The following is a 25,341-nucleotide window of genomic DNA, read 5'->3' as shown; positions in this document are numbered from 1 at the left end:
TATAATGGTATGCTGTAGACGTATTTTTTGTCAACCATTTTGTTACCTGGGTGTTACTATTTCTTACAATAAAATTTTCTTTCGTGGTTTCTACCTATATTTAAGATACTTAAATTTCATAGGTTTTAATAATTTTTTCGAGGGAGTCCATCAATTTGTTGAATTCAACGAGGGCAGCCGCGACGTCGTGCGCGGCGATCGCATCGAACATCGTGAAGTGATAGGGATAGGTCGCATCGAATAATCCCGCGTTCCCGAGCGGCTTGTCGAAAAATTTATTGTAAAGAACGGAAAAAGAATCGAGAACGCTTTCCAAAATGGGGTTCGCGGCCGCCTTGTTGACGAGTTGATGAAAGGTAAAGTCGATTTTGGACGTGCTTTCCCCCTTTTCCTTTAATCTGCGGTATTCGTTAAGGCACGACTGAATTTCTTTGATCTGCTTCGGGGTGATGCGCTGGGCCGCCAGTTCGATCGCCTTGCCTTCGAGCGCGCGGCGGACATCGAGGATGGAGAGGAGCGAATTGCGCTCGATCTCGATCTTGACCTTGCCCGTGAAGCGGAACGTCTCCATGTCCCTCACAAAAACGCCTTTGCCGTTTTCGATCCGGACGATCTCGTTTGCCTCCAAGTGACGCAGCGCTTCGCGAAGCGAAGAGCGGCCTACGCCGAACATTTCCGTCAATCGCTCGACGGAAGGAAGTTTGTCTCCCTCCTTCAGTTCTTTTTCCTGAATATAGTTCTGAAGCTCTTGGGAGACCTGCTCGTAGAGATGGATCTTCTGTATTTTCTTCATAAGCCTTTCCTTCTTCCCTGTTTACCTATCAGACAGGTCAATCATAGATAAAGTGCCCATAAATGTCAATGGAAAATTGACTTCGCGATTGAATAGAAAGGCCGTCCTTCGGGCATAGCTCCCAAAGGATGGCCTCTCGTCTGTTCATGTGGTTCGATGTTATTTATGGGCTTGGGCGTCCGGAAGATCGAGGAGACGAGCCACACCTTCCATCGCATCGTAGCGGGAGCCAGACAGGTCGCGGAAATGAACCATATTTCGCAAGCTACCGCTTCTAATGTCAAAGGTGTTCTCAACGCGACGGAGGAGCAGCTGGGTTCGATCGAGGAGATCGCCGCGCTGGGCGAGCAATTGAACCTGCTTACTCAGGATTTGGGCGATCGGATGTCCAAGGCTTTAGAATAAGGCTTAAGCTTGCTTCAGCATAAACGCTCTTCCATAATCTCCGTGATCATGCAAAATCGGGTGTTCAATCTGGAGCGTTGAATGCTCGATTCCGTATTTATTTTTCAAAAGATCATTAATCGCCGAAATCGCGCAGAAGGGCTCCACCTCTTTCTTGACGAATACATGCGCGGTCAGCGAATAATGCTCGGTCGTCACCGCCCACAGATGAAGCTCGTGAACGTCCGCGACGATGTCCAAGCCGTTGATCTCTGCGCGAATGGCATCCAGATCGAACTGCTCGGGGACGGTCTCCATCAGCACGAGATAGGATTCGCGGATGATCTTGAACCCTCCGAGGAAAATAATCCCTCCGACGACCATGCTGATCAACGGGTCTAAAATCAAGAGGCCGGTAAAGTGTATAAGAATAGCGGAAACAATAATGCCGACGGAGCTTAGCAGGTCTCCGACAAAGTGCCAAAGCGCGCTTTTTACGTTCAAATTGTCTTCTTTCTTCGTGCTGCGGCTGAGTACGATCGTAAGAACGACGTTCACGGCCAAGCCGACGGATGCGATCGTTAGCATGAGAGGCATATCGACGGCTTGCGGCTGAATGATGCGTTTGATCCCTTCCGCAAAAATGCCTACTGCAATAACGGCAAGCGCCAGACCGTTAAGAAACGAGGCAATAATCTCAAAGCGGAGGAAGCCGAACGTGTACTTCCGGTTGGGCTTGCGGGTGGCCATATAAATAGCGGCCATGCTCAAGCCTAAAGCCAGCACGTCGGAGATCATGTGCGCCGAATCGGAGAGGAGGGCGAGAGAGTTGGATACAAGCCCGCCTACAATTTCTACGATCGTAAAAAACAAGGTCAGCAGCAGGGTAATCCAAAGCGTCTTTTTCGATGTGTTTTGTTCTTTTACATGATCAAGGTGATGAAAATCGTAGTTGTTCATGACGATCTTCCTTTCGCCTTACATTAGAATAATTATTATCTAATAATTAATTAAAACTTATCACGATTCGTTCCTTCGCGCAAATGAACATTTTATGGATCCTATTAATGATATTCATTATTAACGCGTTAATCGAAAAGCCTCAACATATCCATAAAAAAGGAGTAATATACAGGAGATAAGTAAAATCGTTTGTAGAGGGGGGGCACGCATGAAAAGACGTCTGACATACGCAACTTTCTTATTCAGAAGAACGATCCTGGTCGTTTTAGTCCTGATTTTAATGGCGCACCATATCCAGAATTGGACCTGTGACAAGGACCGGGGAATGGACGATACGATCCAAGCGCTTCAGGCGGACGGCCCCGTCACGAAGATAACCGTCCGCAAGTGCTTTCCGATCGACAGAGATACGTTCACCGCCGACTTCGTCTACGTCACGCCGAAGCAGATTGTGGTGACTTATGCTTTTCGTGCCGAACAGAAGAAGAGTGTCTGGTCATTTCCGACGATGAGCCTGAAGCTCGTCACGCCGGACGGGCAACAATTGCTCAGCCATCAAGCGGGTTCCAGCGGTACCACTTGGGGGGAGACCGGTTTTGTTTCTTTCAACTTGCCGAATAAGACGGCGGTTCGCGCCACGCTTGTCTACGACCTCTACGACCGACACGGCCAAATCGAGATACCGCTCCTAAAGGCTGGTGAAGGCGCGTGAACAGAAAATTCGTATTTGCAGGCTTCGAATGGTTAGCTATTCTGCTGCTGCTCTGGCTCGTCTGGCGCGAAGACCTCTTTATGCCCGGCAGCTTCACTCCCGAGCAAGCGCATCGACTGTCGGAAAGCGGCTTTCATTATGGACCCTCCACGATCGTCCGCAAGGTTACGGTTCCGTTCGACCAGCATCAGGTGATCTTCCTCGGAACCTATAATGACTGGTTCTCCGCGGACACCGTCGTTAAGAAAAAGGGCGGATGGATGGCGGGTGGCGGCGTCGGCGGCATCAAGATCGACCGCGACAAGGCGCTCTCCTATAGCTGGGAGGGCAGTTCCTTATCCCGTTCGCTCATGACGTACAAGTTTTATGGATACGTATCCGACGACCGGATAACCACGGTGGAATTGCTCATGACGGACAAGGAAACAGGCAAGCTTGCGCCAATGCGCGAAGCCGTTACGGAGGACCGCATGTTCTTGTTCTTATGGGAAAGCAAGCAAGGAAGCGCCACGTGGCAAGCCATTCGCGGCCTGGATAAGGAAGGCGGCGTGTTGTATGAGCAGAGCCTCAGCTAAGGCGGTTCTGGCATTATGTATTCCTTAAACAATTAAGCTGCTTCTATAAGCAGTAGGAGGCAAGCGGGCTGCTCGGGCCCGTTAGGTTAAGAAGATGGAGGGTTGTTGAAAGCCATGGCGCAGCTGAGCGCTAGTCGGCACCTGTCAGATGCCTGTTCCGAAACTGCAGCGGCGTCATGCCTTCCGCGCGCCGGAAGCACGAGCTGAAGTAGCTCGCCTGCGAGAAGCCCGTCTCGAGCGCGATCTGCTTGACGGACAGTTGCGTGGAGGCGAGCAGACGCTTCGCGTGGATCAGCCTGGATTCCAACAGGAAGTCGGGAAACGATTTTCCGAACGTCGCGCTGAACCTGCGGCTGAAGTGGTGGGCGCTGTAGCCGGCCAGCGCCGCCGCCTGTTCGATCGTGAACGGCTCGCTGCTGCGGGCGCGCACGTAATTGGCTGCCGTCCGAATCCGGTCGACGGCGGAGCTGGCAGGAACGTTCAGTCTCGACGACGTTTCCTGCAATCGGGCCAGCAGCTCGTAAAGCGTCCCCGCCACGCTGTATTCGTCGTCGATCTGGTAGGACCGCCCCAGCCCCAGGAGGCGATCAAGCAGCGCTTCGACAGGAGGAAGGTCCGACAGGGCGAACAGCCAAGGGCCGTCCAGCCCTTTCCCGTCGAGCAGTTCCTCAAGGCGTTCGCCGAAGAAATGCACCCACCGGATATGCCAAGGCTCGCCGGCATCGGAGCGGTACACCTGTCTGAGGCCGGGGCCGTACAGGAATCCTTGTCCCCGCGTCAGCTCGTAGCGCTGGCCGTCTGACTCAAGAAAGCCTTTGCCGTCGAGCACGATGTGCAAATTGTAGAGGCGATCCATGCGGATTTCCTTGGTCCGATATTCGCGGCTTACGGCATGCTCCGGGAAATGGCTGTAGCCTCCGATAAAATCCGGAAAGCAAACATGTCTGGGAAACAACGGCTTCGGCAGGAAAACGTGCTCGCGCATGAGACGACCTCTATCCACGGAATTTTAAAGTTTGTCAATAACATTACCACAGTAACGGTCGTTTGTCGTTAACCGAAGCGCAATATTTTAATAGAAGTCGCATGTATTTGTCATTTAAGCATGGCCTGGACTCCTCTAAAATGAAGGTATCGATAAGCGAGGGGAGCCGAAGAAAGCGATGGCAAAATCGATCCGAATGGACGAGCTGCGGCTTGGCGTGTGCTACTATCCGGAGCATTGGCCGGAGGAACTGTGGGAAGACGACTTCCGGCGCATGCGGGAGATGAATATCACGGTCGTGCGGCTCGCGGAGTTCGCATGGGCCCTGTTTGAACCGGAAGAAGGACGCTTCGACTTTTCCTTCTTCGTTCGGGCCTTGGACCTGGCGCACGAGAACGGCATCCAGGTAATTCTCGGCACGCCGACTGCGACGCCGCCCGCCTGGCTGACGCACAAGTATCCCGAAGTGCTGAACGCGGGCGTGGACGGCGTTCTATATCGGCACGGCATGCGGCGGCACTACAATTACAGCAGCCCGCTTTACCGGCAATTGTGCAAGCGCATCGTCCGCAACATGGTGGAGGCGTACAAGGATCATCCCGCGGTCATCGGCTGGCAGATCGACAACGAGCTGAACTGCGAGACCAATGTTTACTACGCGGAAGCCGATCATGTCGCGTTTCGCGAGTGGCTGAAGCGGCGTTACGGCTCGCTGGATGCCTTGAACAAAGCGTGGGGCGCCGTCTTTTGGAGCCAGACCTACACCGATTGGGAACAGGTTCATCTCACGAGGCCGATGGTCAATCCTTCGCCGAATCCGCATCTGGCGCTGGACGAGAAGCGATTTATTTCGGATAACACGATCTCGTTCGCGAAGCTGCAGGCCGATATCATCCGCGAGCTCGCGCCTCAGCACTGGGTGACGACGAACGGCACGTTCGGCCATCTGGATAATCATGAAATGACGGATCGGCTGCTCGATTTCTTCTCTTATGATTCCTATCCGCAGTTCTCGACGATCTTCCCGGGCGACGACGAAAATACGCTGCGGGACCGCGGCTGGAGCATGAGCCTGTCCAATGTCCGGTCGATGTCGCCCAACTTCTGCGTCATGGAGCAGCAATCCGGTCCGGGCGGCTGGGTGAACCGAATCGGCATGGGGGCGCCGCGGCCGGGACAGATCCGGCTGTGGTCGTATCAATCCGTCCTTCACGGCACCGACCTGCTCGTCTACTTCCGCTGGCGGACGGCCACGTTCGGCACCGAGATCTATTGGCACGGGATTAACGACTACCATAACCAGCCCAATCGCAGAGTGCGCGAGGTCGCGCAGGTCGGCGACGAGTTCCGGAAAATCGGCGCTGCGGTCGCCGGAACGGTTTACCAAGCGGAAGTGGCGATCATGCAGGATTACGACAATACGTGGGACGGGGAGTTCGACGAGTGGCACGGTCCGCTTCGGTGGCGGAGCATGGGGGCGTGGTACAAGCAGCTGCAGTACCGCCATATTCCCGCGGACGTCATTACGCTGCGCAAATCGACCACCCTGGAGGATCTGGCCAAGTACAAGGCGATCGCATACCCGCATCCGGCGATCATGAGCGACAAGACGGCGGCGCTGCTGACGCAGTACGTCGAACAGGGCGGGCAGCTCTTTTTTCGGCGCGCGCACAGGCTATAAAAACCTGGACGGCCACTGCTATATGCGGCCTTTCCCCGGCCCGGTGGCCGAGCTGTGCGGGATCAACGTGGAAGACTTCACGTTAATTAAGGGCACCGTATCCGCAGCGGAGCTGCAATGGAAGGACGGCCGCTTGCCTGCATGGACGAAGGCGGAAGGATTTAACGAAGTGCTGCGCGTCGAAGATCCGGGCACCGAGGTCGTAGCGGAATACGCGAGCGAATACTACGCAGGAGCGCCTGCGCTGACGAAGCGCGCGGCTGGCCAGGGACACGCCTGGTATTACGGGGCGGCCTACAGCGAGCCGGTCGTCGATGCGCTGATCGACTCGCTAGGGCTGGCGTCTCCGGCTTCCGATTTGCTCGATGCGCCGGCCGAGGTCGAGCTTGGCATCCGGTCTGCCGGGGAGAGGAGCTACCTCTTCCTGCTGAACTACGCCGACCGGCCCGCTGCGATTCGCTTCAAGAAGGCGGCGCGCGATCTGTTGACGGGAGAGCATATGGAGGGCGAGCGGGAGCTGCCGGCGTACGGCGTGATGATATTGGCGCTTAACGTCTAAATGAAGTTCATTCAATAAACCAGCGGCAGTCAGGACTTTGCTTTTCAGTCCGAGCGTACCGCTGGTTTTTTTATATGGATCATTGTGAGGGTCGCAACTTTAGTCTTGATAAGCAAACCTCTAATTGCATATTATGGAATAAATGGTTCAGTGTTCGCGATTCATCGGAAGCTTCCGACGGGATTGCCTCGGTGACGGCAAAAGAGGCTGCGTTAAGAGCCTCCGGGAGTCAACCGACGCGGACTCTAACAGCGTCCGCGAGGTTCGCCACAATTCCCGTGACCGATCCGAGAGCAATCAGAATCGCTTCCAACGATATAAAATGAATAGTCAGTCGAAGTCGCATGTTGCTCCCGCTTATAGGCAAAAGAGGGGGAGATGCGGGCGATTTTAGCGATGTTGATGATCGCAGACTTCGAAGCGCGGAAGCACTTCTTTTCCCTGCACATCTCCTCGAGCTCGTAGAGCTTATGTTTAACCTCGTAGACGTTTTCTTTGCAAGAAAAACCTTGCTCGCCTCTGCCAAACTCGATAAAGCATAAATAGAACACATTTAATATTCGTCATAGAAATCGTATGTCAGGTTAACGAAGCCGTCCCCTCGCGCGCTCACGGCGCCAGCTGCAGGCGAAGGGGGGAGCAGCCAGCGCCTGATCTCGTCGGAAGGTATAGGTTGGCTATAGTAGTAGCCCTGGACGTTAAAGCAGTGGAGCTCCTTCAGAAGGCGGATCTGCTCTTCGTTCTCCACGCCTTCTGCCACGATATCGAGCTTCAGCTGCCTCGCCATCGAGACGATCATCTCGGCGATCGCCCGGCTGTCCGGATCCGTCGTGAGCTTGCGGACGAACGAACGGTCGATCTTCAGGCATTCGATCGGCAGGCTGTGCAGGTAGCTGAGCGAGCTGTAGCCCGTGCCGAAGTCGTCCATCGAGACGGCGATGCCAGCCTCACGCAAGCTGTTCAAGATTCGAATGACATGCGCCTCGTTATGCATCATCGCGCTTTCAGTGATCTCGAGCTCCAGCAGCCGGGGATCCACGCCGGACTCTTGTACGATGGACATGATCGATTCGAAAATATCGGGCTTCATGAGATGAATCTGCGAGAGATTGACGGCCACGGGAACGGGGGCGTAACCTTCGTTCCCCCCACTGCCGGATCTGCTTGCAGGCCTCCCTCAGCACCCATAGCTCTAGCGGCACGATGAATCCGGACTTCTCGGCCAGCGGGATGAAGCTGAGCGGAGGGATGAGGCCGAGCTGCGGATGTTCCCACCGCACGAGCGCTTCGACGCCGGTCGCCTCTCCGGTCCGGATGTCGATTTTCGGTTGATAGTACAGGCGCATCTGATCGCTTGCGATCGACTGCTCGAGATCTTGCTCCAGCGTGATCTGCTCCATGGAAGTTTGGTCGCGCTCGGCGTCGTAAAAGCGATACTGGGCGCTGCCGTTTTCCTTGGCGTTGTACATGGCCGTATCGGCATGCTTGAGGAGCGACTCCGCGTCCCGGCCGTCTTCGGGATAGCGCGCGATGCCTAGGGAAGCCGACAGCTTGACGGCGCGATGACCGACGCGGAACGGATGCGTGAATTCATGAACGACCGCGGCCGCTGCCTGCCCGATCTCCTCTTGCGCGGACAGGTTCGGCAGCAGCACCGTAAATTCGTCGCCGCCCATGCGGGCGAGCGTGCAATTCGAGGGCAGGCAGCCGCGCAGCTTGGCGGCGGCCTGCTTGATCACTTCGTCGCCGAAGGCGTGTCCGAACAGGTCGTTCACGCGCTTGAAGCGGTCGAGGTCGATAAAGAACACGATGAAAGGGCGCTGGGCGGCCGCCGACTTCGCGTCCGTGCGCGAGACGAGGAAATCCTGGAAAAAACGGCGGTTCGCAAGTCCGGTGAGCTCGTCGTGGTAGGCCAGATGACGGATCGTTTCCTGGTCTTTTTTCGTATTGCTAATATCCTTCATCACGCTGTAGGCGCCGCGGAGCGTCCCGTCGACGAAGATCGGAAGGGAGGTGAGCCAGAAAGCGTGCGTCTTCCCGTCCATCGCCTTCGCCTGCAGCTCGATCGTGCTGGACTTGCCGCGCAGCACCTCTTTGTAGTGCCGCATTGCCTGATCGTGATATTCGCCTTCGAACAGGTCGGAGAAATGAAGGCCGATCGGCTTCGTGCCGAACCGCTCCGCCAGCAGCTCGGCCTGCCGGTTCACGCCGGTGATGCGGCCGTCGCTGTCGAAGGCGAGCACGCTGTCCGGATTGTGCTCGAACAGCGACATATAGTGCTGCTCGGTCTCGACGATCCGTTGGTTCTGCCGGCTCTGCCGCGTGGTGTTGTACGAATCGGGAATCATGTGGAGGCCGATGCAGCTGAACAGCGTCAGCAGGTAGGGCGTCAGGATCGCATAGCCGCCGAAGCGCGTTTCCGCCGCGGGCAGCACGGAGAAGGCGCACAGCAGCGGGACGGCGAACAAGCCCAGCCCGCTTAAAATAAAACCGGGCACGGTTGCCCGCGAATGCAGGTTGTGCTCGCGGTTCCGGTTGGAGGTGTCGAGCACCCGCAAGATGGACAGCATCAGGCAGCAGACCGTAGCCGCGGTAGCCGCCGCCAGCATCGGCCTCCAGGCCGTCATGCCGCGGAACAGGAACAGCGTATTCGCATAATCGAACGCAAGGATGATCGCGGAGATGGCGAAGCCGGTTATGTAGTAATGCGAGACGCGGCCGCGGGGACGGCCGGCATAGCGGAAGTTGAACAGCGTGGCCGCATAGCAGCCGGCAAGCGTGAAGAGGACGTGCAGGAAATAATAGGATGAGACGACCGGCATGTTCAGCGCCAGCGGAGCGAAGAGATGAGACAGGGCGAAGGCGATGGTCCCGATCCAGACAGTCCGACGATAGCGCCCTGAGGCTTGCCAGGCGCTTCGGATGGAGAGAAGCGGTACGGTGCCGTAGGTTACGGCGGCGGCTCCGGCGACGCTGGCGAATAGCCCGGCCGCGAACAGAAGCCAGTTCATATGAAGCGGTTGAAGGTAGGTCATCGGGTTCCCTCTTATTCATATGTAATCGCATTCATAAGCGAGCAAAGCCATCGCGGTATAAAGCGGGGCTTTTCCATCTTTTAAACCGATCGAGGTTATTTTAAACCCAAATGCCTAAAAAAGAATAGTTCTTTTATTCCGGCACCCCCCCCCCTTTGTTTGTGATTACTTAGAACTACAATCGGGTCGAATTAGCCAATAAATAATGGCTATTGAAGTCTATGGTCCTGTCCAAAGCGCGGGCGAGAAGAAGATTCCCACGAGCTTATCTTGATAATAATCGACAGAGGTTCCGTATACGGTGATCGTGGAATCATCTCCCCGACTCCTTTCAATATTCGCCGACGTGAGCAGTCAGAGCTCGTTGGAGATCTCGATCAGGTTCCCGTCGGGATCTCTGATATAAACGGAGAGGATCGCGCCCTTCGCGCCGGTTCGCGTTACCGGTCCCTCTTCAACAATGACGTCGCAAGCTGCTAAATGATGAACGACCTCTGCTAACGGCAACTGGGTAATAAAGCATAGGTCCGCGGCGCCTGGTGTCGGCGATTTGGCCTTAGGCTCGAATTCTTTGCCGACCTCATGCAGATTCATTTTTTGCGTGCCGAACTGCAGCGCTATTCTCCCCGCGCCGAAGGTAACGGACTGCATGCCTAACGCCCGGGAATAAAATTCGCAAGTTCGGGCGATATCCTGTACAGTCAAAACGAGATGATCCAAGCGATCGATATTCATCGGCAAGCACTCCCTTCCAACAGGATACCCGTTTTTGGCTCGGCGCGAGGCACGGCTTCGACGACATAATTTACTGAAGCGATTCAATGCATCTCGATTAGGAGTGATCGTTCATGCCGCGAGCGAAAAAATCGAAATGGGAATGGTATGCCGTGAAGCTGCTGTACGAATCCACGATTTCCGGAAATCCCGATCCGGCAAGGGTAGACGAGAATTACGTCGATACGCACAAGACCTACGAGGAAAGCATGATGCTGGTGAAGGCGCAATCCTTCGAGCAAGCGTACGCGATCGCCGAGAAGAAGGCGAAAAGGGAAGAGTTGGATTACCGCAACCCTTACGATCAAAAAGTCGAGTGGAGGCTCGTCAGGGCGCTGGATTGTTTTGCGCTGTTTGACGAAGAACTTAAATCCGGGACGGAGTTGTATTCTCGTAATCTGCGCGTTCCGAAAGAGGTGCCGGGTGAAGACGTCATCCGCCACTATTACCCCGAGACCGTGGAGGACAGCGAGATCGACCCTTATTTTGTTTTAAGGCTTAAAGAATATAACTTGTTAAAACCCGAGGAAGATTGAATCCTGTACAGAGGCGTTCGAATGCCGGTTATGCGAAAAGCGAGTCTTGATGATCACGATTTCTTGGTTCGAGTCGATCTCAAATCCGGGATGACATGATCAGAGTGAGTTTGGTCAAGCGTTTGGGGTGACCAGCTTCTGTATTTGTAAGGCATAGGCATCCCAATCTGCCTCGTCCGTATGGATCTCCATCGTCGGTATACACGATTGCCCGGTGCAAATCCGAAGATTATCCTGAGCCTCCAAGAAGCGCCGGCAGGCTTCCGATGCCGAGGCATGGCCGTTCATGACCTAGGACTGCCAAGACTCGCCGCGACTATGAATATACCGGGGCGCAACGGCATCCCGGGGACAAGGTCAACAGCGAGCAGCAAGCATTTAATCCGCAGAGTCGAGATTCCATCGCTTCGATCTCCGCGGATCCGTTAAATGCTCATTCCTCCGCTCCCCAGCTTCGATTTCCGATTATCGCAAACCCTCTAAACTTCCCTACACGACCATTTCCATCTTCTGCGCCGTATACAGCTTGTAATATAGTCCGCGCTTCTCGATCAGCTCGTCGTGCGAGCCGGCCTCCGCGATGCCTTTGTCCGAGATGTACATGATCCTGTCGCAGTTGTGGACCGTCGACAGCCGGTGGGCGATGATGAAGGACGTGCGCCCCTTGAGCAGCTCGTTCAGGCCTTGCTGGAGCAGGCGCTCCGTCTTGGCGTCGATCGAAGAGGTCGCCTCGTCGAGGATCAGGATGCGCGGGTCGGCGAGCAGGGTCCGCGCGAACGAGATGAGCTGCCGCTGGCCCTGCGACAGCTTCGAGCCGCGCTCGTTCACTTCCGTCAGGTAGCCGTGCTCGAACTCGCGGATGAACGCGTCGGCGCGCACGGTTTTGGCCGCCGCGACGACCTCTTCTTCGGTCGCGTCGAGACGGCCGTAGCGGATGTTGTCCAGGATCGTGCCCGAGAAGATGAAGCTGTCCTGCAGCATGATCCCCATCTGGCTGCGCAGCGACTGGAGCGTGGACTGCGCGATATCGTGCCCGTCGACTAGGATGCGGCCGCCCGTGACGTCGTAGAAGCGGGAGATGAGATTGACGACCGTCGTCTTGCCCGCGCCCGTAGGGCCGACCAGCGCGATGCTCTCGCCCGGCCGGACGTCGAACGACAGGTTCTCCAGCACGCTCGAGCCCGTATCGTAGCCGAACGTCACGTTGTCGAAGGTCACGCGGCCCTGGAGCTGCGGCAGCGCCTTCGCGCCCGGCGCGTCCTTGACCGATACCGGTTCGTCGAGCGTCTCGAAAATCCGTTCCAGGTAGGCGACGGAGTTGACGAAGCCGTTGTACAGGTTCGACAGGTTCAGGATCGGCTGCCAGAAGCGCGCCGCATAGCTGCTCATCGCGAGGATGACGCCGAACGTCACGTCCTGCGGACTCAGCGCCAGCAATCCGACCATATAGATCAGCGTCGTGACGAGCGTCGCCAGGTTATCGACCGTGAACGGGATCATCGCGTTAAAGTGGATCGCGCGCATCCATTCCTGGCGGTAGTTCGACGCGAGCCGGGTGAAGATCGCTTCGTTGCGGTCCTCGCGCGTGAAGATCTGCGTCACGCCGACGCCGCTGATGCTCTCCTGCGTGTAGGCGTTCAGGTTCGAGTTCTTATTGGACACCGCCTGCCAGGAGCGCCGCTGCTTGTTCTTGATGAGCAGCAGGAACAGGGCGAACACCGGCAGTCCCGCCAGCGTCACGAGCGACAGCTTGACGTCGACGGCGAACATGAAGGCGGCGATGAAGACGAGGTTCAGAATCTCCAGGATGAAGTTGATGATGCCGTTCGAGAGCACGTCGGAGATCGAGTTGACGTAGTTGACGACGCGGATCAGAATCTTCCCCTGCGGGCGGTCGTCGTAGTACTTGAAGGACAACGATTGCAGATGCTTGAACAGGTCCGACCGGATCTCGAAAATGATGTCCTGCCCGACGCTCGTCATGATCCGTCCCCGGACGGCGGCGAGCGCGACGCTGATCACGATCGTGGCCAGCATGAGCGCGGACCAGCCGACGAGCGCTCCGACCGTCTTGGCCGGGATGGTCACGTCGACGATGTGCTGCATGATGAGCGGCGCGGTGAGCCCGATGCCGGCGGACAGGACGCTGAGCGCGAGCGCGACGATCATCGGCCGCTTCTGCCGCTTGATATAGACGAGCGCGCGCTTGAAGTGCCGGATGTCGAACGGGGACTCCAGATTCTCGTCGATGTCGAATTTATTTCTAGCCATTGGCCGCCACCTGCCTCTCGATGCCTTCGTTCTGCAGCATGAACACTTCGTAGTAATACCCGCGTCTCGCCAGCAGCTCGGCATGCGTGCCTTCCTCGATCACGCGGCCGGCGTCCAGGATGAGGATGCGGTCGGCCTTGGCGGTCGTGGAGATGCGCTGGGCGATGACGATCTTCGTGCACGGCGCTTCCAGCCGGTTCAGGCTGTTCTGGATATGCGCCTCGGTCTCGAGGTCGACGGCGGACGTCGTGTCGTCGAGGATGAGGATCGGCCGTGCGACCGCCATGGCGCGCGCGAGCGCGAGACGCTGCTTCTGCCCGCCCGACAGCCCGACGCCCCGTTCCCCCGATGATCGTGTCGTAGCCCTCCGGCATTTTGCGGATAAAATCGTGCGCCGCCGCCAGCTTGGCGAATTTCACCGTATCGTCCTCGGGCAGCTCGGGATCCCCGAACGCGACGTTGCCGTCGATCGTGTCGGAGAAGAGCAGCACGTCCTGCGTCGCGATGCCGACATTGGCGCGCAGCTCGCCGAGATCAAGCTCCCGCACGTCCACGCCGTCGATCAGCACGCGTCCTTCGGTGACGTCGTAGAATCGCGGGATGAGGTTGACGATCGTCGTCTTGCCCGCGCCGGTCGGTCCCATGATCGCGACTGTCTCGCCCGGATGGACGGTGAAGCTGACGTCGCTTAGCACAATCGCGCTGTCATACTTGAAGGTGACATGATCGAACCGAATGCTGCCTTTGAAACGATCGCCGGTGTCCGCCTTGCGCCCGCCCGCGATCTTGGGGATCGCGTAGTAGATCTCGACGACCTTGGTCAGGCTGGCGAAAAACCGCTGGATGTCGTTGATGATCATGCCGATGTTGCGCATCGGGTTGGAGATCGCCCAGATGAGCGCCGAAAACGCGGCGAATTCGCCGAACGTGATGCGGCCGTTCATGACGAGGATGCCGCCCGCGATCATGAGGACGACGTTGAACGCCTGCGCGAACGATTCGAGATAAGGGAAGTAGTCGAGCCAGACCATGGCGGCGGCTTTGTTCGCCTGCTGATAGTTCGCGTTGCGCTCCCGGAACTTCTCGATCTCGTATTCCTCCCGCGCGAACGCCTTGACGACGCGGTTCGCCGCGATATTTTCCTGGGTGGAGGAGTTCAGCTGGGACAGACGCTCGCGCAATCCCACGTACATCGGACGGACGCGCTTCGCGAACAGGTAGGCCGTGACGAAGATCGGCGGCGCGAGCAGGAGCAGCCACCACGTCAGCGCCGCGTCGATATAGAAGAAGTAGCTGACGGCCGCGATGAAGATGGTGAGCGACTCGACGATCGTCTTCACGATCCAGGCGAGCGAATGCCGGACCATCTCGAGATCGCCGGTCATCCGCGTCATCTGGTCGCCCGTGCGGTTGCGGTCGAAGTACGCCCGGTCCTGGCGCTGGATCTGGTTGTAAAGGAAGATGCGCACGTTGTAGAGCATGTTCTGCGAGGCGCGCTCGTACTGCATCATCGTCACGTACGCGAGCCCCGTGCGCAGCAGCGAGAAGCCGACCATGCCCAGGCAGAGCGCGATGAGCAGCCCCCGCTTCCCGGTCAGGTTCTGCACCGCGTCGTCGCCGGCGATGAACGTATCGACGATGCGCTGGCTGAGGTACGGGTTCGCGATCGTGAGCGACGACCCGATGACGGACAGGCAGAGCGCGAGTATGTATCTTGCACGGTTGCCCTCCAGGTTCTTCCATAACCACTTGACTTCAAACATGTTGATTGACCACCCGTTCCTGTGAGTTCTGAAGTCGCAATGCCGTTTAAGCAAACAAGGCGATTATACACCCATTTGGGCGCACGGGAAGACCCAATTTTAAGGTTGTCGTTATTTTGAAGAAGAAGGCGCGTTTCCGGAATGCGCGCTTGTCGCTCGAAGCGCTTCGTCCCGTAAAACCCAGTAGAATCGTGTGATTAAATAGCAGGAATGTTACTTTCCGGTCATGGCGCCTCGGCCTATGCTGTGGAGAGAATCGACCTGGGCCTGCCTGGGCTCGGTTGTATGGGTTCGATCATGGAGAGGGGGCTTGAGGCAGTGAATGCGAAATATTCCGTCTCGGAGCGGGAGGCCCGACCAAGGCTGGACGTGCAGATGTCTTGGTGGGGGATGTCGGGGCTTGCGGAAAAGCTGGGGGCGCGTAAGGTCGAGGAGCGGGTCGCGGCGATCGCCGAAGCGGGCTTCGACGGGATCAACGGGTATATTCCTCCGCCGGAGCAGCAGGACCGTTGGCGGCGCCTGCTGGAGCGGTACGGCTTGTCCTTCAGCGTCAACGCGTATCCGAAGACGGCGGCGGATATGGCCGGATTTTTGTCGCAAGCGGCCGCTTACGGCGGCATTCAGCATATTAACGTGCAAGTCATGAGGCCTTTTCTCGTAGGCGCACCGGCCATCAGTCTGCTTTGCGAGCTCGATCGAATGTCCGTGGAAAAGGGCATTCCGGCTTTCGTCGAGACGCATCGCGGCACGATTACGCAGGATCTGCTGCGCACGCTTGAATATCTGGACGCGCTGAAGACGCTCCGGCTGACCGCCGATTTGTCCCACTACATCGTGGCGGGCGAGATGCATACCGTGTCCGAGGAAGCCGAAGGCTTGCTTGGGCAAATCGTACGCCGGGCCGCCGCGTTCCATGCGCGGGTGTCCAACGGCGAGCAGGTGCAGGTCGACGTCGGGGAAAACGGCGAACATCCGATAATGCCGCACTTCAAGCGCTGGTGGGGCGAGGGCATGGGGCATTGGCGATCGGCGGCCGGTCCCGGTGACTTACTGCCGTTCGTGGTCGAGCTGGGGCCGCCGCCGTACGCTATCACGGCGGACGAGCATGCGGGGCGGACGGCCGAGCTCGGCGACCGGTGGAGGCAGTCGCTGTTGCTGCTGCGGACGATCAGGGGGTTGTGGGAGGAAGAGGAGTCATAAGATCATCATGCGCCTGTGATTTTGCGGAGGGAGATCGGAAGATTCATCTCGCGCAAATTGGAGTCAGGCGCTGAGCCGAGAACGTCTTTTTGGGGTCGTCGAGAACAGCAGCATGCCGCCGATGACGACCGTCGTGCCGATCCATTGCGGCGCGTTCATTCGTTCGTCCAGCAGCAAGTAGGCGAGCAAGGCGGTAAATACAGGGTTTAAATTCAGAAAGATACCTGCATGCGTGCCGCCTATTCGCTTGACGCCTATATTCCAAAGAAACGAGGCAACCACGGTCGCGCCGACGCCGATATAAATCATGGCTGCCCAGAACGCGGGCGTGGCGTCTACTAAAGTGAATTGCTGGATGTTAAAGGGCAGCATGAACGCCAGGCCGAAAATGCCGGACCATAGCGTTGCGGCAAGCGGCGTCACGTAGGCCATCGCTTTTTTGGGACAGGATGGTGTAGCAGCCCCAGAACAGCACGGCGCCGATCATCATCAGGTCGCCGCGATTGAATTGGAGGGCGAGCAGCCGCTCCAATTCCCCCCCGCGTAAGGACGATCACGACGCCCGCGAAGGAGACGATCATGCCGACAGCCTGCCGCAGCGTCAAACGATGACCGAACGCCAGGAACGAGATCAAGGCGATCGCGGCAGGATTAAGCGTCGACAACAGCCCCGTGTTGGCGGCCGACGTATGCGCAAGCGCCTCGAACAGCAGCACGTTAAACAAGGTCACGCCCGTCGCGCCCATGCCAAGCAGAAGAAGGATGGCCTTCCGCGGCGGGAACAGGCGTTTTTCCTTCATCCATACGAACGGGAGGATGACGAGGATCGCGATTCCGAAGCGCAATTCGGACAGCATCATCGCCGAGGCGTGTCCGGCCGTCCATTTGCCGGCCACGAAGTTTCCGGCCCACAACAGGCTCGTCAATACAAGCTGCCATACGAACATTTGCGGACTCCCATACTTGACTGTATTTAAAGATAGCGGCGTACGTAGTCGATGAAGGCCGGCAATGCAACCTCGGGTTCTTCGATTTCCGGATGCCAACGTTTTTCCCATTCGAACGACAACCAGCCGTCATAGCCAACCTCGCGCAGCAGCGCGATCCATTCCGGGAGCGGGAGCTCGCCCTCGCCCAAGAGAACGGGCCGTGCGCCAAGCGCATCCTTGATGTGCGCATGCCGGATATCGTCGCCCAGCCTTCGCCACGTTTCCGCCGGCGATTCATGGCCGCCGTATTTGAACGTGTGGTGAATGTCCCAGATGACGCCGATGGCGGGCGAAGACGTCTGCCGAAGCACCTCGCTCACCCGGTCTGACGAAGAAAAGTCGCCATGCGTCTCGAGCAGCACTTGAATATCTTTGCCTTCCGCATATTCGCCGAGCGTCTGCAGCCCGCGGGCCACGCGTGCGACGGTCTCTTGCGCGCGGCTGTTGTCCGCGATCGAATCGCCGAACACGCGGATCGAAGCGACGCCCATGCGTACGGCCAGATCGATCGTCTCCATGCCTTCTTCGATGGCTTCGTCGAACCGTTCCTCGTCGTGGAACGCGCACGAAGTGTCCAGACAGCATATCGCGATGCGGCGCTCCCTGGCATAAGCCAGCGAAGCTTCCAGCCGCTCTTCGCGCAGCGCTTCGCAGCGGCCAAGCCGCAGTTCTCCCGCGATGCCGCGAAGTTCCACGCCGTCGTAGCCCAGCCGCGACGCCTCGTCGACGATGCGCTCCCACGTCCAATCCGGACAGCCGAGCGTAGTAAAGGACAGCTTCATTTCTATATCCTCCTTGTCTGTAAAAGGTTGGCAACCGAATGCGATTCCGTTCGCCGCTCCGCCAACCCGCCTCTCCGCAGGATCGTCTTGCAGGTTCGCCTTGCAGGGCCGTCAAGTGCTGCGCAAATAGCGATCACGGTCGAAGCGATGCAGGAGGGGCTTCCCTTGGCTGTGGCGGATCAAATTTTCGAGGCAGACGGCCTCGTACCTTTCGAGCGGCGGCTTCTGCCAGTTGGCCGAGAAGAGATCATGTGCCGTAAAAAAGAACGTTCGGCCAGCCGCGCGCCGGGTGGTCCGGTTCAAGCGCGTCCCTTCCCGCCAGCACGTCGAGTCCGGCCCGCAGGCGGCCCGTCTTCAGCTCGGCGAACAAGGCGTCCTGCTCGACGATGTCTCCGCGCGCCGTGTTGATGACGATGCCGTAGTCGGGCAGCTTGGCCAGCACGGCGGCGTTCACCGCGCCGCGCGTCTCTTCGGTCAGGCCGGCATGAATGACCAGCGCGTCGCTCTCCGCGGCGAGCCGTTCAAGGCTATCCGCCGCCTCGCAGCCGGCCGGCGCCGATGCGGGCGGCAGATACGGATCGTAGTAGCGGATCCGGCATTCGTAAGGACGCACATAGTCGACGAACTTCCGGCCGATCGCGCCCATGCCGAAGATGCCGATTCGCAGCCCGTACATCGAGCCGATGCGGCGGTCGGGCCGGTGCCAGCCGCCTTCCCGCACATGCAGCTGTTGAGGGAGCAGTTCCTTTAATACGGCCAGCAGCAGCGTCACGGCCGCTTCCGCCATTTCGGGAGCGACCGCGTCTCCCCAGTTGGTGACCGGAATGCCCGCTTCGACGATCGAGAGCGGGATCCAGTGGGAGATGCCGCCGGAAATATTGCAGATGTAGGACAATCGACCGCGCCTCTCGGCGATCTGTTCGGGTACGCGGCTCGATCCCCATAGCGTCAGCAGCACGTCGCATTCCCTGATGAGCGCAGCTCGCGCGTCGTCCGTTAACGCGTCCCCGTTTCGGACGACGGTCAGCTCACCTATTTCCCGCAACGCGTCGACGAACGGTCCGGCTTCCGGAAAACGCGAGTCGGCGTTGCCGATATGGAGCAACTTCATACGTTTGCTAATCCCCCTTAAAAACCGTGCGGTCTAGTAATCGGATACGAAAAGGATTCGGAGCATACGCACATAAGTATAGTAAGGGGCACTCCTAAACGTAAAGAATCGATTCATTTAATCCGTCTCGATTCCGACGATCGGCGTATTTTTGCATGATCGTCGGATTTGTTCATTTATCATGGCTCCGAATATGACATATACTCAAGTAAACATAGAATGAATGCGCTTTATTCGTGATGGGGAGGGTGGTCGCTTTGAACCGTTTTGCGAGGCAAAAATCGTTTTATAAAATTTTGGCGATGTTCGTGATCGCCATCAGCTTGCCGGCGATTTCGATCGGCTATTTGGCCATGAACTATAGCACGGCGCATATTATCCGACAGGCGGACGCATCCAGCACGATTTTGCTTAACGAGAAAAAGCTGTACATGGAACGGCAAATATCCGAGCTCGTCTATTTGACGAATCAAATCATCGCCAGCGATGAAGTGTGGAAATTGTTCGAGCCGAACGAAACGTATCCCCAGCAGGCGGAGGCGATGTCGGGCGTCCTTCGTTTCTTCGATAAGATCGTCAGCGCCAACAAACACGTCGCCTCTCTTTACTTGATCAACAAAACGAAAAACTACGTCCTGTCCGACGCGAAATACAGCCTGGACAACTTTTACGATCCCGAAGTGCTTCAAGTCGACGTCCAGGGCGACTATACCGTTTTGCCGCCGCGGACCGGGGGCGCGATCGGCGCGTCGAACCGGAGCCTGGTCAGTCTCTTGCGGACCTTCCGCAACGTGTACAGCGGAGAGTCGATGGAGGTCGCGGTCAATATCGATTACCGCGATTTCTCGGAGAGTCTGGAGCAGACGAGGGGCATGTCCTCCCCGATGAATCTGCTCATTTTCGACGACCGGGATCGGCTCATCCTGAATCATAGCGGCATCGAGGAACGTCTTCTTCGCGATCAATTGGCCCAGATGCGCAATGCCGACGGGACGTCGATCAACCGAACCTTCGGCAACACCGACTATTATTTGAGCATGACGCGCTCGGATGCGCTCCGGTGGACGATCGTCTATTCCCAGCCGTACGAGCAGGTCGTGGATTCGACCAGGCTGCTTCGTCGCGTTCTGCTGTCTACCGTGCTGATCGTGCTGTCGATCTCCCTCGTCATGGCCGGGCTGTTTTCCTTCTACTTATATAGACCGCTTGCGCAGCTTGTCGCCGACATTCGAAGGCGGACGAATCCCGCTTCGGGCAAAGGCAAAGACGAATACGCGATGATCGGCAGCGCCGTGAATACGCTGTACCAGCAGAACCGCGAGCTGCAATCCCAATTCGATATGGCTTACCCCTACATTAAGCAGCATTCCGTGTTCGAGCTCCTGAGCGGAAAAGTGTGGGATGAAGAGAAACTCGGCGCGGTGATCCAGCTGCTAGGGATCAGTCTCCACAAACCTCATTATGTCGTCGCCGTTCTCGACTTCGAGAATACGGAGCTGACCGACCGTCTGATCGGGGACATCGAAGCTTTCTTCCTCGAATGCGAGGAATCGATGCTGCTGTCGATCATGAGCGAGCGCCGTCTGGTTGCCATCGTGAACTCGGAGCGGGACAAAAACGAGCTGATCGATCTGTTCAATCGGTTGAAGCTGAGGCTGAACCGCGGCGACGCGGAGCTGACGATATCCGTGAGCAAAATATTCGACAGCCTGGACAAGCTTTTTCTCGCTTACCAGGAAGCGTTGCAGCTGCTCAACCATAAATTTTTTTGTCGGCAAAAACGAAATGATCGTCAGCGAAACGATCCGGCCGATCGTCGACCGGGGCGCGTTCTACCCCAAGCAGCAGGAGCAAAACCTGCTGGAGAGCATTCGTTCGCAAAACGCGGAAAAGGCAGCGGCTGCGCTCGCTTCGCTCACCCGCACGTTGACCGAGCTGTCGTATTCGATCGACTATATCAAATATGTGATTTTCCAGGTCTGTTCGAACCTGATGGACGCCTTATCGGAGGTCGGCGGGAAGCCGGAGGAGGCGGGCATCGACGTACAGGCGCTCTGGCAGGGTATCCATGAGGCGGATACGCTGACGAAGCTGGAGGCAGTGATTACGCAGTTCATCCAAAACTGCATGGAGACGGCCGCCGTTCTCAAGCGGAAGCAGCACACGGAGACGATCGCCAAGACGATGGATTTTATCGAACGGCATTATCGGGAGGATCTTTCTTTGAAGGAGATCTCTACGAATGTCTATTTGAGTCCCGGCTACTTGAGCACGATCTTTAAAAACGAGACGGGCATGACCATCTACGACTATATCACCCAGGTCAGGATGAAGGCGGCGGGCGATCTCGTCCTCGATCCGGACGTCAAAATTCAGGATGTGGCATCGGCGGTCGGATACAACAACATTCAAAGCTTTATCCGCTTCTTCAAAAAGGCTTATAAAATGACGCCGCTGGAATACAGACGGAGCAGGAAGACGAGCGGATAAGACTGGGACGCCGAAAACGATCAAATCTTCCGGTATCGTCGTAATCGCTATCAATCGGAGAAATCGAGCATTTACAGTTTGGGGCATCCGGCGCCTATACTAAGGGCACAGTGCACTGTAAGCCTTTTCAAAAACGTTTGGCCGGCCAAGTATGCATGCTTCAGCTAATTCAAGGGTGGGAAAATGAAATGGAGGTTGTAGCGTTGTCTACTAAAACGTATAAAAAGGTCATGATTATCGCGGTTGCCGCTTCGGTTCTCGCAGGCTGCTCATCGAACGGCAATTCGGAATCGTCCGGCAATTCGGAATCGTCCGTAAAGCCGTCGTCATCGTCAACGTCATCGTCTTCCTCTACGGCGTCCGCCGCGCCTTCCGAATCCGGCAAAGAGGCGCCGACGACGCTCAAGCTCGCGGTAATCGAGATGTACCCAGGCGTCTCGTTCGACAACAAGACGACGCATTATATCGAGGAAAAAAACGAATACCAAGCTGGAAATCACCGCGATACCGGGTGCGGACTTCGAGAACAAGCTGCAGATTATGCTGGCGTCCGGGGACAAACCGGATATCATTCAGATCGGCACCGACGCCCTCGAGATGAAATTTACGAAATCGGGGCTGCTCCTTCCGCTCAATGCCTCCTTCGACAAAACGCCGAATTTGCAAAAGTTCGGGGCGGACGGCATTTGGGACGCCATGAAGCATAGCGACGGCAACGTTTACGCCATCCCGATCCGCGGCAGCGCCATCGACAACATTCCGATCTATCGCAAGGACTGGCTGGACAAACTCGGCCTGAAGGTGCCGACGACGATCGACGAGTACTACGCGGTAGCGGACGCCTTTTCCAACAAAGATCCCGACGGCAACGGGAAGAAGGATACGTACGCGCTTAGCGGCTGGACCGCGAACGGGGGCTTCGATCTATCGACGTCGGACCAGGTGTTCGGCGCATACGGGACCTTGCCGAACTCCTGGCTCTTGCAGGACGGCAAGCTGGTATGGGGCTCCATCGTCCCCGGCGCGCTCGATGCGCTCAAATTCCTCAACAAAATGTACAAGGGGAAAATGATCGATCCCGAATTCGTCACCGACAACAGCGCCCGATTCAAGGACAAAGTGCTCAAAGGCGTCATCGGCGCTCCGGTCTACCGGTACTTCCTGATGGACAGCTCCAACCTGAACAATTATTACGAACCGTTAAAGCAGAATAACCCGAATGCGGAGTTCGTCGAGGGCGGCATCCTGAAGGGTCCCGGGGACAGCATCGGATTTCGCATGCTGACGCGGCGGGGATGGTTAAAGACGGCGGTGCTCAACAGTTCGCCCCATGTCGATGCGGCGTTGCGCGTGCTGGATTTCCTCGCCTCCGACGAAGGCAACAAGTATATGAACTATGGCGAAGAAGGCGTGGATTACAAGGTTGAAGGCGACCTGCTGACAAAAACGATTACGGACGATCAGATGAAGCAAGAAGGAATCGGACAATTAAGGCTCGCCTTCAATGCGTTGTACGACCAGACCTCGCCACGTTACCGGGAATTGTTCGACTATGCGCACAAGATCGGTTACAAGGATCCGGCGGACGGACTCGTCGTAGAGAACAATACGAAGCAGGTCGAACTGGATCAGTATACCGGCCAGCAATACGTCAAGATGATCATGAGCGACGGACCGATCGACAACATGTTCGCGGATTACGTGAAGGAATGGAAAAAGCGGGGCGGCGATGCGCTGACGCAAGCGTTCAACGACGCGTATCAAGAGAAAAACAAGAAATAAAGTCGCCTCGCATTACAGAGATCAGCAACGCGGTCCAGGGGGGAGCGGAGCGGCTGTCCGTCCGCTTCTCCTCGGTCCTTGCCAGGAGGAATTCCATATGGAGACGGTTCATACGTACAAGCGCGAGAAACCCGCCACGAAGCGATTATCCCGGCTTCGTCCGATCTATAAAGACAGGCATCTGTATTTGATGCTGCTGCCCGGCCTGCTGTTTTTTGTCGTCTTTAAATATATCCCCTTGTACGGCATCGTCATCGCCTTTCAAGACTACGATATTTTCCGCGGCATCCGGGAGAGCGAGTGGGTCGGCTGGGCCACCTTCAAGGAAGTGTTCGCTTATTCGGATTTCTGGGTCATTCTCGGCAATACGCTGCAGATCAGCGTCTATAAGATTTTGTTCGGATTCCCCGCGCCGATCGTCGTCGCGCTTTTGCTGAACGAACTCGGCAACCGGTATTTCAAAAAGTACGTTCAAACGATATTGTACCTGCCTCACTTCATCTCGTGGGTCGTCATCTCCGGCATCGTGCTCACCATTATGTCGCCGACGAACGGCGTACTGTCGATCTTATACGAATGGTTCGGCATGGAGCCGAAAAATCTGCTTGCCGACCCGACCGCCTTCCGCATCATCCTGGTCGCCTCCGATATCTGGAAGGATCTTGGATGGGGGACCATTATTTATTTGGCCGCCTTGACGCAGGTCGATCCGAGCCTGTACGAAGCGGCGACGGTCGACGGGGCCGGCAAATGGAAGCAGACCTGGCATATCACGCTGCCGGGCATCCGCAACGTGATCGTGCTGCTGCTGATCTTGCGCATCGGCCTGCTGATGAACGCCGGGTTCGAGCAAATCCTCGTCATGCAAAATTCCGCGGTACTCGAAGTCAGCGAGATTCTGGACACGTTCGTCTTTAAATTCGGCCTGCAGCAGGGCAATTACAGCTTCGCGACAGCCGTCGGACTGTTCAACTCCGCGATCGCGCTCGTATTGATCCTGGGCGCGCAGTGGATCAGCAAAAAATTCGGCGAGGAAGGATTGATGTAAATGAGCCGCACTCGCCGCATACGTTTCTCCGTCCTGTTCCTTTATTTGTTTTTTATCCTGACGGGCGTCCTCATGCTCTATCCATTCTGGTATGTGTTGATGTTCTCGCTAAGCGATCCGCTGCGCGCATCCGTCAACAAGCTTAATCTGTACCCTTCGCATTTTTCGCTGTCGACCTACAAATACGTGCTGACCCAGCCCTTTCTGTACACCGGTTTCAAGAACACGATTATCGTTACCGTCTTCGGCACGTTGATCAGCATGCTGCTCACGATCGGCTGCGCTTATCCGCTGTCCAAAGAGAGCTTGCGCGGACGCAAATTTCTGTTTTCGCTTATTTTTTTCACCATGCTGTTTAACGGCGGACTGATCCCGACCTATATCGTGATCAAGCAGCTCCATATGATCGATTCTTTGTGGGCGCTCATGGTACCGTCCGCGGTGAGCGTGTACAACATGCTCATCATGATCAAATTTTACAAGGGCATTCCTTCCGAATTGATCGAATCGGCCAAGATGGACGGGGCGGGCGACTGGTACGTGCTGCTGAGAATCGTCGTTCCGCTGTCGGGCGCGGTGAACGCCACGATCGGTCTTATCTACGCCGTATCCCGCTGGAACGAGTTTTTGCCCGGCGTCCTGTACATCAACGATCAAAGCAAGCGCGTGCTTCAGGTCGTATTGAACGGCATGCTCCGCGAAGATTCGCTCGCCAACCAGCCGGGCCTGCAGGATCTCGCTTCGTCGCCGGAGAGCATCAAGATGGCCGCGGTCGTGATCAGCATCGTTCCGATTTTGGCCGTGTATCCGTATCTTCAAAAATATTTCGTGAAAGGAATGCTGCTCGGTTCCGTTAAAGGCTAGCGGGGCGTTGATCGATTCGAAAAGGCAAGGCCCGAATTCGGAGA

At 56.8% G+C, this 25,341-nt stretch carries 24 protein-coding genes and 2 pseudogenes; 11 read left to right on the top strand and 15 right to left on the bottom strand.

Annotated elements, in window-relative coordinates; all coding sequences use genetic code 11:
- Positions 1–109 precede the first annotated feature (109 nt).
- Positions 110–793, bottom strand: a complete 684-nt coding sequence (locus OMP38_RS10625) for a FadR/GntR family transcriptional regulator (RefSeq protein WP_277565040.1) — start codon at positions 791–793, stop codon at positions 110–112.
- A gap of 165 nt (positions 794–958) precedes the next feature.
- Between OMP38_RS10625 and OMP38_RS10620 the strand changes: the two genes are divergently transcribed.
- Positions 959–1,198 (top strand): hypothetical protein, encoded by a 240-nt coding sequence (locus tag OMP38_RS10620; protein ID WP_277565039.1) that lies wholly within the window; start codon positions 959–961, stop codon positions 1,196–1,198.
- Between the two features lie 3 nt (positions 1,199–1,201).
- On the opposite strand, the gene OMP38_RS10615 is transcribed toward OMP38_RS10620, so the two are convergent.
- Positions 1,202–2,137 (bottom strand): cation diffusion facilitator family transporter, encoded by a 936-nt coding sequence (locus OMP38_RS10615; protein ID WP_277565038.1) that lies wholly within the window; start codon positions 2,135–2,137, stop codon positions 1,202–1,204.
- Positions 2,138–2,348: 211 nt separating this feature from the next.
- On the opposite strand from OMP38_RS10615, the gene OMP38_RS10610 reads away from it, so the two are divergent.
- Positions 2,349–2,852 (top strand): hypothetical protein, encoded by a 504-nt coding sequence (locus tag OMP38_RS10610; RefSeq protein ID WP_277565037.1) that lies wholly within the window; start codon positions 2,349–2,351, stop codon positions 2,850–2,852.
- Positions 2,849–3,427 carry a hypothetical protein gene (locus OMP38_RS10605; RefSeq protein ID WP_277565036.1) on the top strand — a complete coding sequence of 193 codons (579 nt, stop codon included), beginning with the start codon at positions 2,849–2,851 and terminating at the stop codon, positions 3,425–3,427. Before OMP38_RS10610 ends, OMP38_RS10605 begins: the two co-directional genes overlap by 4 nt.
- Before the next feature lie 130 nt (positions 3,428–3,557).
- On the opposite strand, the gene OMP38_RS10600 is transcribed toward OMP38_RS10605, so the two are convergent.
- Complete coding sequence (locus tag OMP38_RS10600; protein ID WP_277565035.1) at positions 3,558–4,412, bottom strand: helix-turn-helix transcriptional regulator; 855 nt, start codon at positions 4,410–4,412, stop codon at positions 3,558–3,560.
- Between the two features lie 178 nt (positions 4,413–4,590).
- Here OMP38_RS10600 and OMP38_RS10595 point away from each other — a divergent pair.
- Positions 4,591–6,652 (top strand): annotated as a pseudogene (locus OMP38_RS10595) (beta-galactosidase).
- 245 nt (positions 6,653–6,897) lie between these two features.
- Here OMP38_RS10595 and OMP38_RS10590 read toward each other — a convergent pair.
- From OMP38_RS10590 to OMP38_RS10575, 4 genes are all read right to left on the bottom strand, one after another.
- Complete coding sequence (locus tag OMP38_RS10590) at positions 6,898–7,203, bottom strand: LytTR family transcriptional regulator DNA-binding domain-containing protein (RefSeq protein ID WP_277565034.1); 306 nt, start codon at positions 7,201–7,203, stop codon at positions 6,898–6,900.
- 2 nt (positions 7,204–7,205) lie between these two features.
- The gene (locus OMP38_RS10585; RefSeq protein WP_277565033.1) at positions 7,206–7,742 is read right to left on the bottom strand and encodes an EAL domain-containing protein; all 537 of its coding nucleotides are present in this window, start codon (positions 7,740–7,742) and stop codon (positions 7,206–7,208) included.
- Complete coding sequence (locus OMP38_RS10580; protein WP_277565032.1) at positions 7,657–9,687, bottom strand: putative bifunctional diguanylate cyclase/phosphodiesterase; 2,031 nt, start codon at positions 9,685–9,687, stop codon at positions 7,657–7,659. Before OMP38_RS10580 ends, OMP38_RS10585 begins: the two co-directional genes overlap by 86 nt.
- A 354-nt stretch (positions 9,688–10,041) precedes the next feature.
- Positions 10,042–10,422 carry a VOC family protein gene (locus OMP38_RS10575; RefSeq protein ID WP_277565031.1) on the bottom strand — a complete coding sequence of 127 codons (381 nt, stop codon included), beginning with the start codon at positions 10,420–10,422 and terminating at the stop codon, positions 10,042–10,044.
- A 152-nt stretch (positions 10,423–10,574) separates the two neighbouring features.
- Between OMP38_RS10575 and OMP38_RS10570 the strand changes: the two genes are divergently transcribed.
- Positions 10,575–10,997, top strand: coding sequence for a DUF4288 domain-containing protein (locus OMP38_RS10570; protein ID WP_277565030.1), 423 nt, complete (start codon positions 10,575–10,577; stop codon positions 10,995–10,997).
- Between the two features lie 489 nt (positions 10,998–11,486).
- Here the strand turns inward: OMP38_RS10570 and OMP38_RS10565 are convergent, their stop codons facing one another.
- The 3 genes and pseudogenes from OMP38_RS10565 to OMP38_RS10555 form a co-directional block, all read right to left on the bottom strand.
- The gene (locus OMP38_RS10565) at positions 11,487–13,268 is read right to left on the bottom strand and encodes an ABC transporter ATP-binding protein (protein ID WP_277565029.1); all 1,782 of its coding nucleotides are present in this window, start codon (positions 13,266–13,268) and stop codon (positions 11,487–11,489) included.
- The gene (locus OMP38_RS10560) at positions 13,261–13,596 is read right to left on the bottom strand and encodes an ATP-binding cassette domain-containing protein (RefSeq protein ID WP_277565232.1); all 336 of its coding nucleotides are present in this window, start codon (positions 13,594–13,596) and stop codon (positions 13,261–13,263) included. Before OMP38_RS10560 ends, OMP38_RS10565 begins: the two co-directional genes overlap by 8 nt.
- A 139-nt stretch (positions 13,597–13,735) precedes the next feature.
- Positions 13,736–15,031: pseudogene (locus OMP38_RS10555) on the bottom strand (ABC transporter ATP-binding protein); the annotation flags it as partial.
- A gap of 318 nt (positions 15,032–15,349) precedes the next feature.
- Here OMP38_RS10555 and OMP38_RS10550 point away from each other — a divergent pair.
- Complete coding sequence (locus OMP38_RS10550; RefSeq protein WP_277565028.1) at positions 15,350–16,231, top strand: sugar phosphate isomerase/epimerase family protein; 882 nt, start codon at positions 15,350–15,352, stop codon at positions 16,229–16,231.
- A 63-nt stretch (positions 16,232–16,294) separates the two neighbouring features.
- Here OMP38_RS10550 and OMP38_RS10545 read toward each other — a convergent pair whose 3' ends face one another.
- The 4 genes from OMP38_RS10545 to OMP38_RS10530 all read right to left on the bottom strand — a co-directional run bounded on the left by OMP38_RS10545 (position 16,295) and on the right by OMP38_RS10530 (position 19,113).
- Positions 16,295–16,654: a DMT family transporter gene (locus OMP38_RS10545; RefSeq protein ID WP_277565027.1), complete on the bottom strand. Its 360-nt coding sequence runs from the start codon at positions 16,652–16,654 to the stop codon at positions 16,295–16,297.
- Positions 16,651–17,178 carry a DMT family transporter gene (locus OMP38_RS10540; protein WP_277565026.1) on the bottom strand — a complete coding sequence of 176 codons (528 nt, stop codon included), beginning with the start codon at positions 17,176–17,178 and terminating at the stop codon, positions 16,651–16,653. Before OMP38_RS10540 ends, OMP38_RS10545 begins: the two co-directional genes overlap by 4 nt.
- Positions 17,179–17,204: 26 nt before the next feature.
- Complete coding sequence (locus OMP38_RS10535) at positions 17,205–18,002, bottom strand: sugar phosphate isomerase/epimerase family protein (RefSeq protein WP_277565025.1); 798 nt, start codon at positions 18,000–18,002, stop codon at positions 17,205–17,207.
- A gap of 247 nt (positions 18,003–18,249) precedes the next feature.
- Positions 18,250–19,113 carry an NAD(P)-dependent oxidoreductase gene (locus tag OMP38_RS10530; protein ID WP_277565024.1) on the bottom strand — a complete coding sequence of 288 codons (864 nt, stop codon included), beginning with the start codon at positions 19,111–19,113 and terminating at the stop codon, positions 18,250–18,252.
- Between the two features lie 257 nt (positions 19,114–19,370).
- Between OMP38_RS10530 and OMP38_RS10525 the strand changes: the two genes are divergently transcribed.
- Positions 19,371–21,185 (top strand): PDC sensor domain-containing protein, encoded by a 1,815-nt coding sequence (locus OMP38_RS10525; protein ID WP_277565023.1) that lies wholly within the window; start codon positions 19,371–19,373, stop codon positions 21,183–21,185.
- Positions 21,106–21,603 carry a helix-turn-helix domain-containing protein gene (locus OMP38_RS10520; RefSeq protein ID WP_277565022.1) on the top strand — a complete coding sequence of 166 codons (498 nt, stop codon included), beginning with the start codon at positions 21,106–21,108 and terminating at the stop codon, positions 21,601–21,603. Before OMP38_RS10525 ends, OMP38_RS10520 begins: the two co-directional genes overlap by 80 nt.
- A 169-nt stretch (positions 21,604–21,772) precedes the next feature.
- Here the strand turns inward: OMP38_RS10520 and OMP38_RS10515 are convergent, their stop codons facing one another.
- The gene (locus OMP38_RS10515; protein ID WP_277565021.1) at positions 21,773–22,009 is read right to left on the bottom strand and encodes a hypothetical protein; all 237 of its coding nucleotides are present in this window, start codon (positions 22,007–22,009) and stop codon (positions 21,773–21,775) included.
- Between the two features lie 53 nt (positions 22,010–22,062).
- Here OMP38_RS10515 and OMP38_RS10510 point away from each other — a divergent pair, with 53 nt between their 5' ends.
- The 3 genes from OMP38_RS10510 to OMP38_RS10500 all read left to right on the top strand — a co-directional run bounded on the left by OMP38_RS10510 (position 22,063) and on the right by OMP38_RS10500 (position 25,297).
- On the top strand, positions 22,063–23,385 hold the full coding sequence (locus OMP38_RS10510) for an extracellular solute-binding protein (protein ID WP_338130499.1): 1,323 nt from the start codon (positions 22,063–22,065) through the stop codon (positions 23,383–23,385).
- Between the two features lie 97 nt (positions 23,386–23,482).
- Positions 23,483–24,433: an ABC transporter permease gene (locus OMP38_RS10505; protein WP_277565020.1), complete on the top strand. Its 951-nt coding sequence runs from the start codon at positions 23,483–23,485 to the stop codon at positions 24,431–24,433.
- Positions 24,434–25,297, top strand: a complete 864-nt coding sequence (locus OMP38_RS10500) for a carbohydrate ABC transporter permease (protein WP_277565019.1) — start codon at positions 24,434–24,436, stop codon at positions 25,295–25,297. It begins immediately after the preceding gene.
- Positions 25,298–25,341: the final 44 nt, after the last annotated feature.

The sequence above is a fragment of the Cohnella ginsengisoli genome, from assembly GCF_029525555.1.
Taxonomy (GTDB): Bacteria; Bacillota; Bacilli; order Paenibacillales; family Paenibacillaceae; genus Cohnella; species Cohnella ginsengisoli.
Note: the sequence above shows the minus strand (reverse complement) of the source record. Positions and strands in the feature narration are given on the sequence as shown.

Bases quoted from the DNA above. Each gene is read 5' to 3' on its own strand.
- OMP38_RS10625 (WP_277565040.1), bottom strand. From the start codon at position 793: ATGAAGAAAATACAGAAGATCCATCTCTACGAGCAGGTCTCCCAAGAG.
- OMP38_RS10620 (WP_277565039.1), top strand. From the start codon at position 959: ATGGGCTTGGGCGTCCGGAAGATCGAGGAGACGAGCCACACCTTCCAT.
- OMP38_RS10615 (WP_277565038.1), bottom strand. From the start codon at position 2,137: ATGAACAACTACGATTTTCATCACCTTGATCATGTAAAAGAACAAAAC.
- OMP38_RS10610 (WP_277565037.1), top strand. From the start codon at position 2,349: ATGAAAAGACGTCTGACATACGCAACTTTCTTATTCAGAAGAACGATC.
- OMP38_RS10600 (WP_277565035.1), bottom strand. From the start codon at position 4,412: ATGCGCGAGCACGTTTTCCTGCCGAAGCCGTTGTTTCCCAGACATGTT.
- OMP38_RS10585 (WP_277565033.1), bottom strand. From the start codon at position 7,742: ATGAAGCCCGATATTTTCGAATCGATCATGTCCATCGTACAAGAGTCC.
- OMP38_RS10580 (WP_277565032.1), bottom strand. From the start codon at position 9,687: ATGACCTACCTTCAACCGCTTCATATGAACTGGCTTCTGTTCGCGGCC.
- OMP38_RS10575 (WP_277565031.1), bottom strand. From the start codon at position 10,422: ATGAATATCGATCGCTTGGATCATCTCGTTTTGACTGTACAGGATATC.
- OMP38_RS10565 (WP_277565029.1), bottom strand. From the start codon at position 13,268: ATGGCTAGAAATAAATTCGACATCGACGAGAATCTGGAGTCCCCGTTC.
- OMP38_RS10540 (WP_277565026.1), bottom strand. From the start codon at position 17,178: ATGTTCGTATGGCAGCTTGTATTGACGAGCCTGTTGTGGGCCGGAAAC.
- OMP38_RS10535 (WP_277565025.1), bottom strand. From the start codon at position 18,002: ATGAAGCTGTCCTTTACTACGCTCGGCTGTCCGGATTGGACGTGGGAG.
- OMP38_RS10530 (WP_277565024.1), bottom strand. From the start codon at position 19,113: ATGAAGTTGCTCCATATCGGCAACGCCGACTCGCGTTTTCCGGAAGCC.
- OMP38_RS10520 (WP_277565022.1), top strand. From the start codon at position 21,106: ATGGACGCCTTATCGGAGGTCGGCGGGAAGCCGGAGGAGGCGGGCATC.
- OMP38_RS10505 (WP_277565020.1), top strand. From the start codon at position 23,483: ATGGAGACGGTTCATACGTACAAGCGCGAGAAACCCGCCACGAAGCGA.
- OMP38_RS10500 (WP_277565019.1), top strand. From the start codon at position 24,434: ATGAGCCGCACTCGCCGCATACGTTTCTCCGTCCTGTTCCTTTATTTG.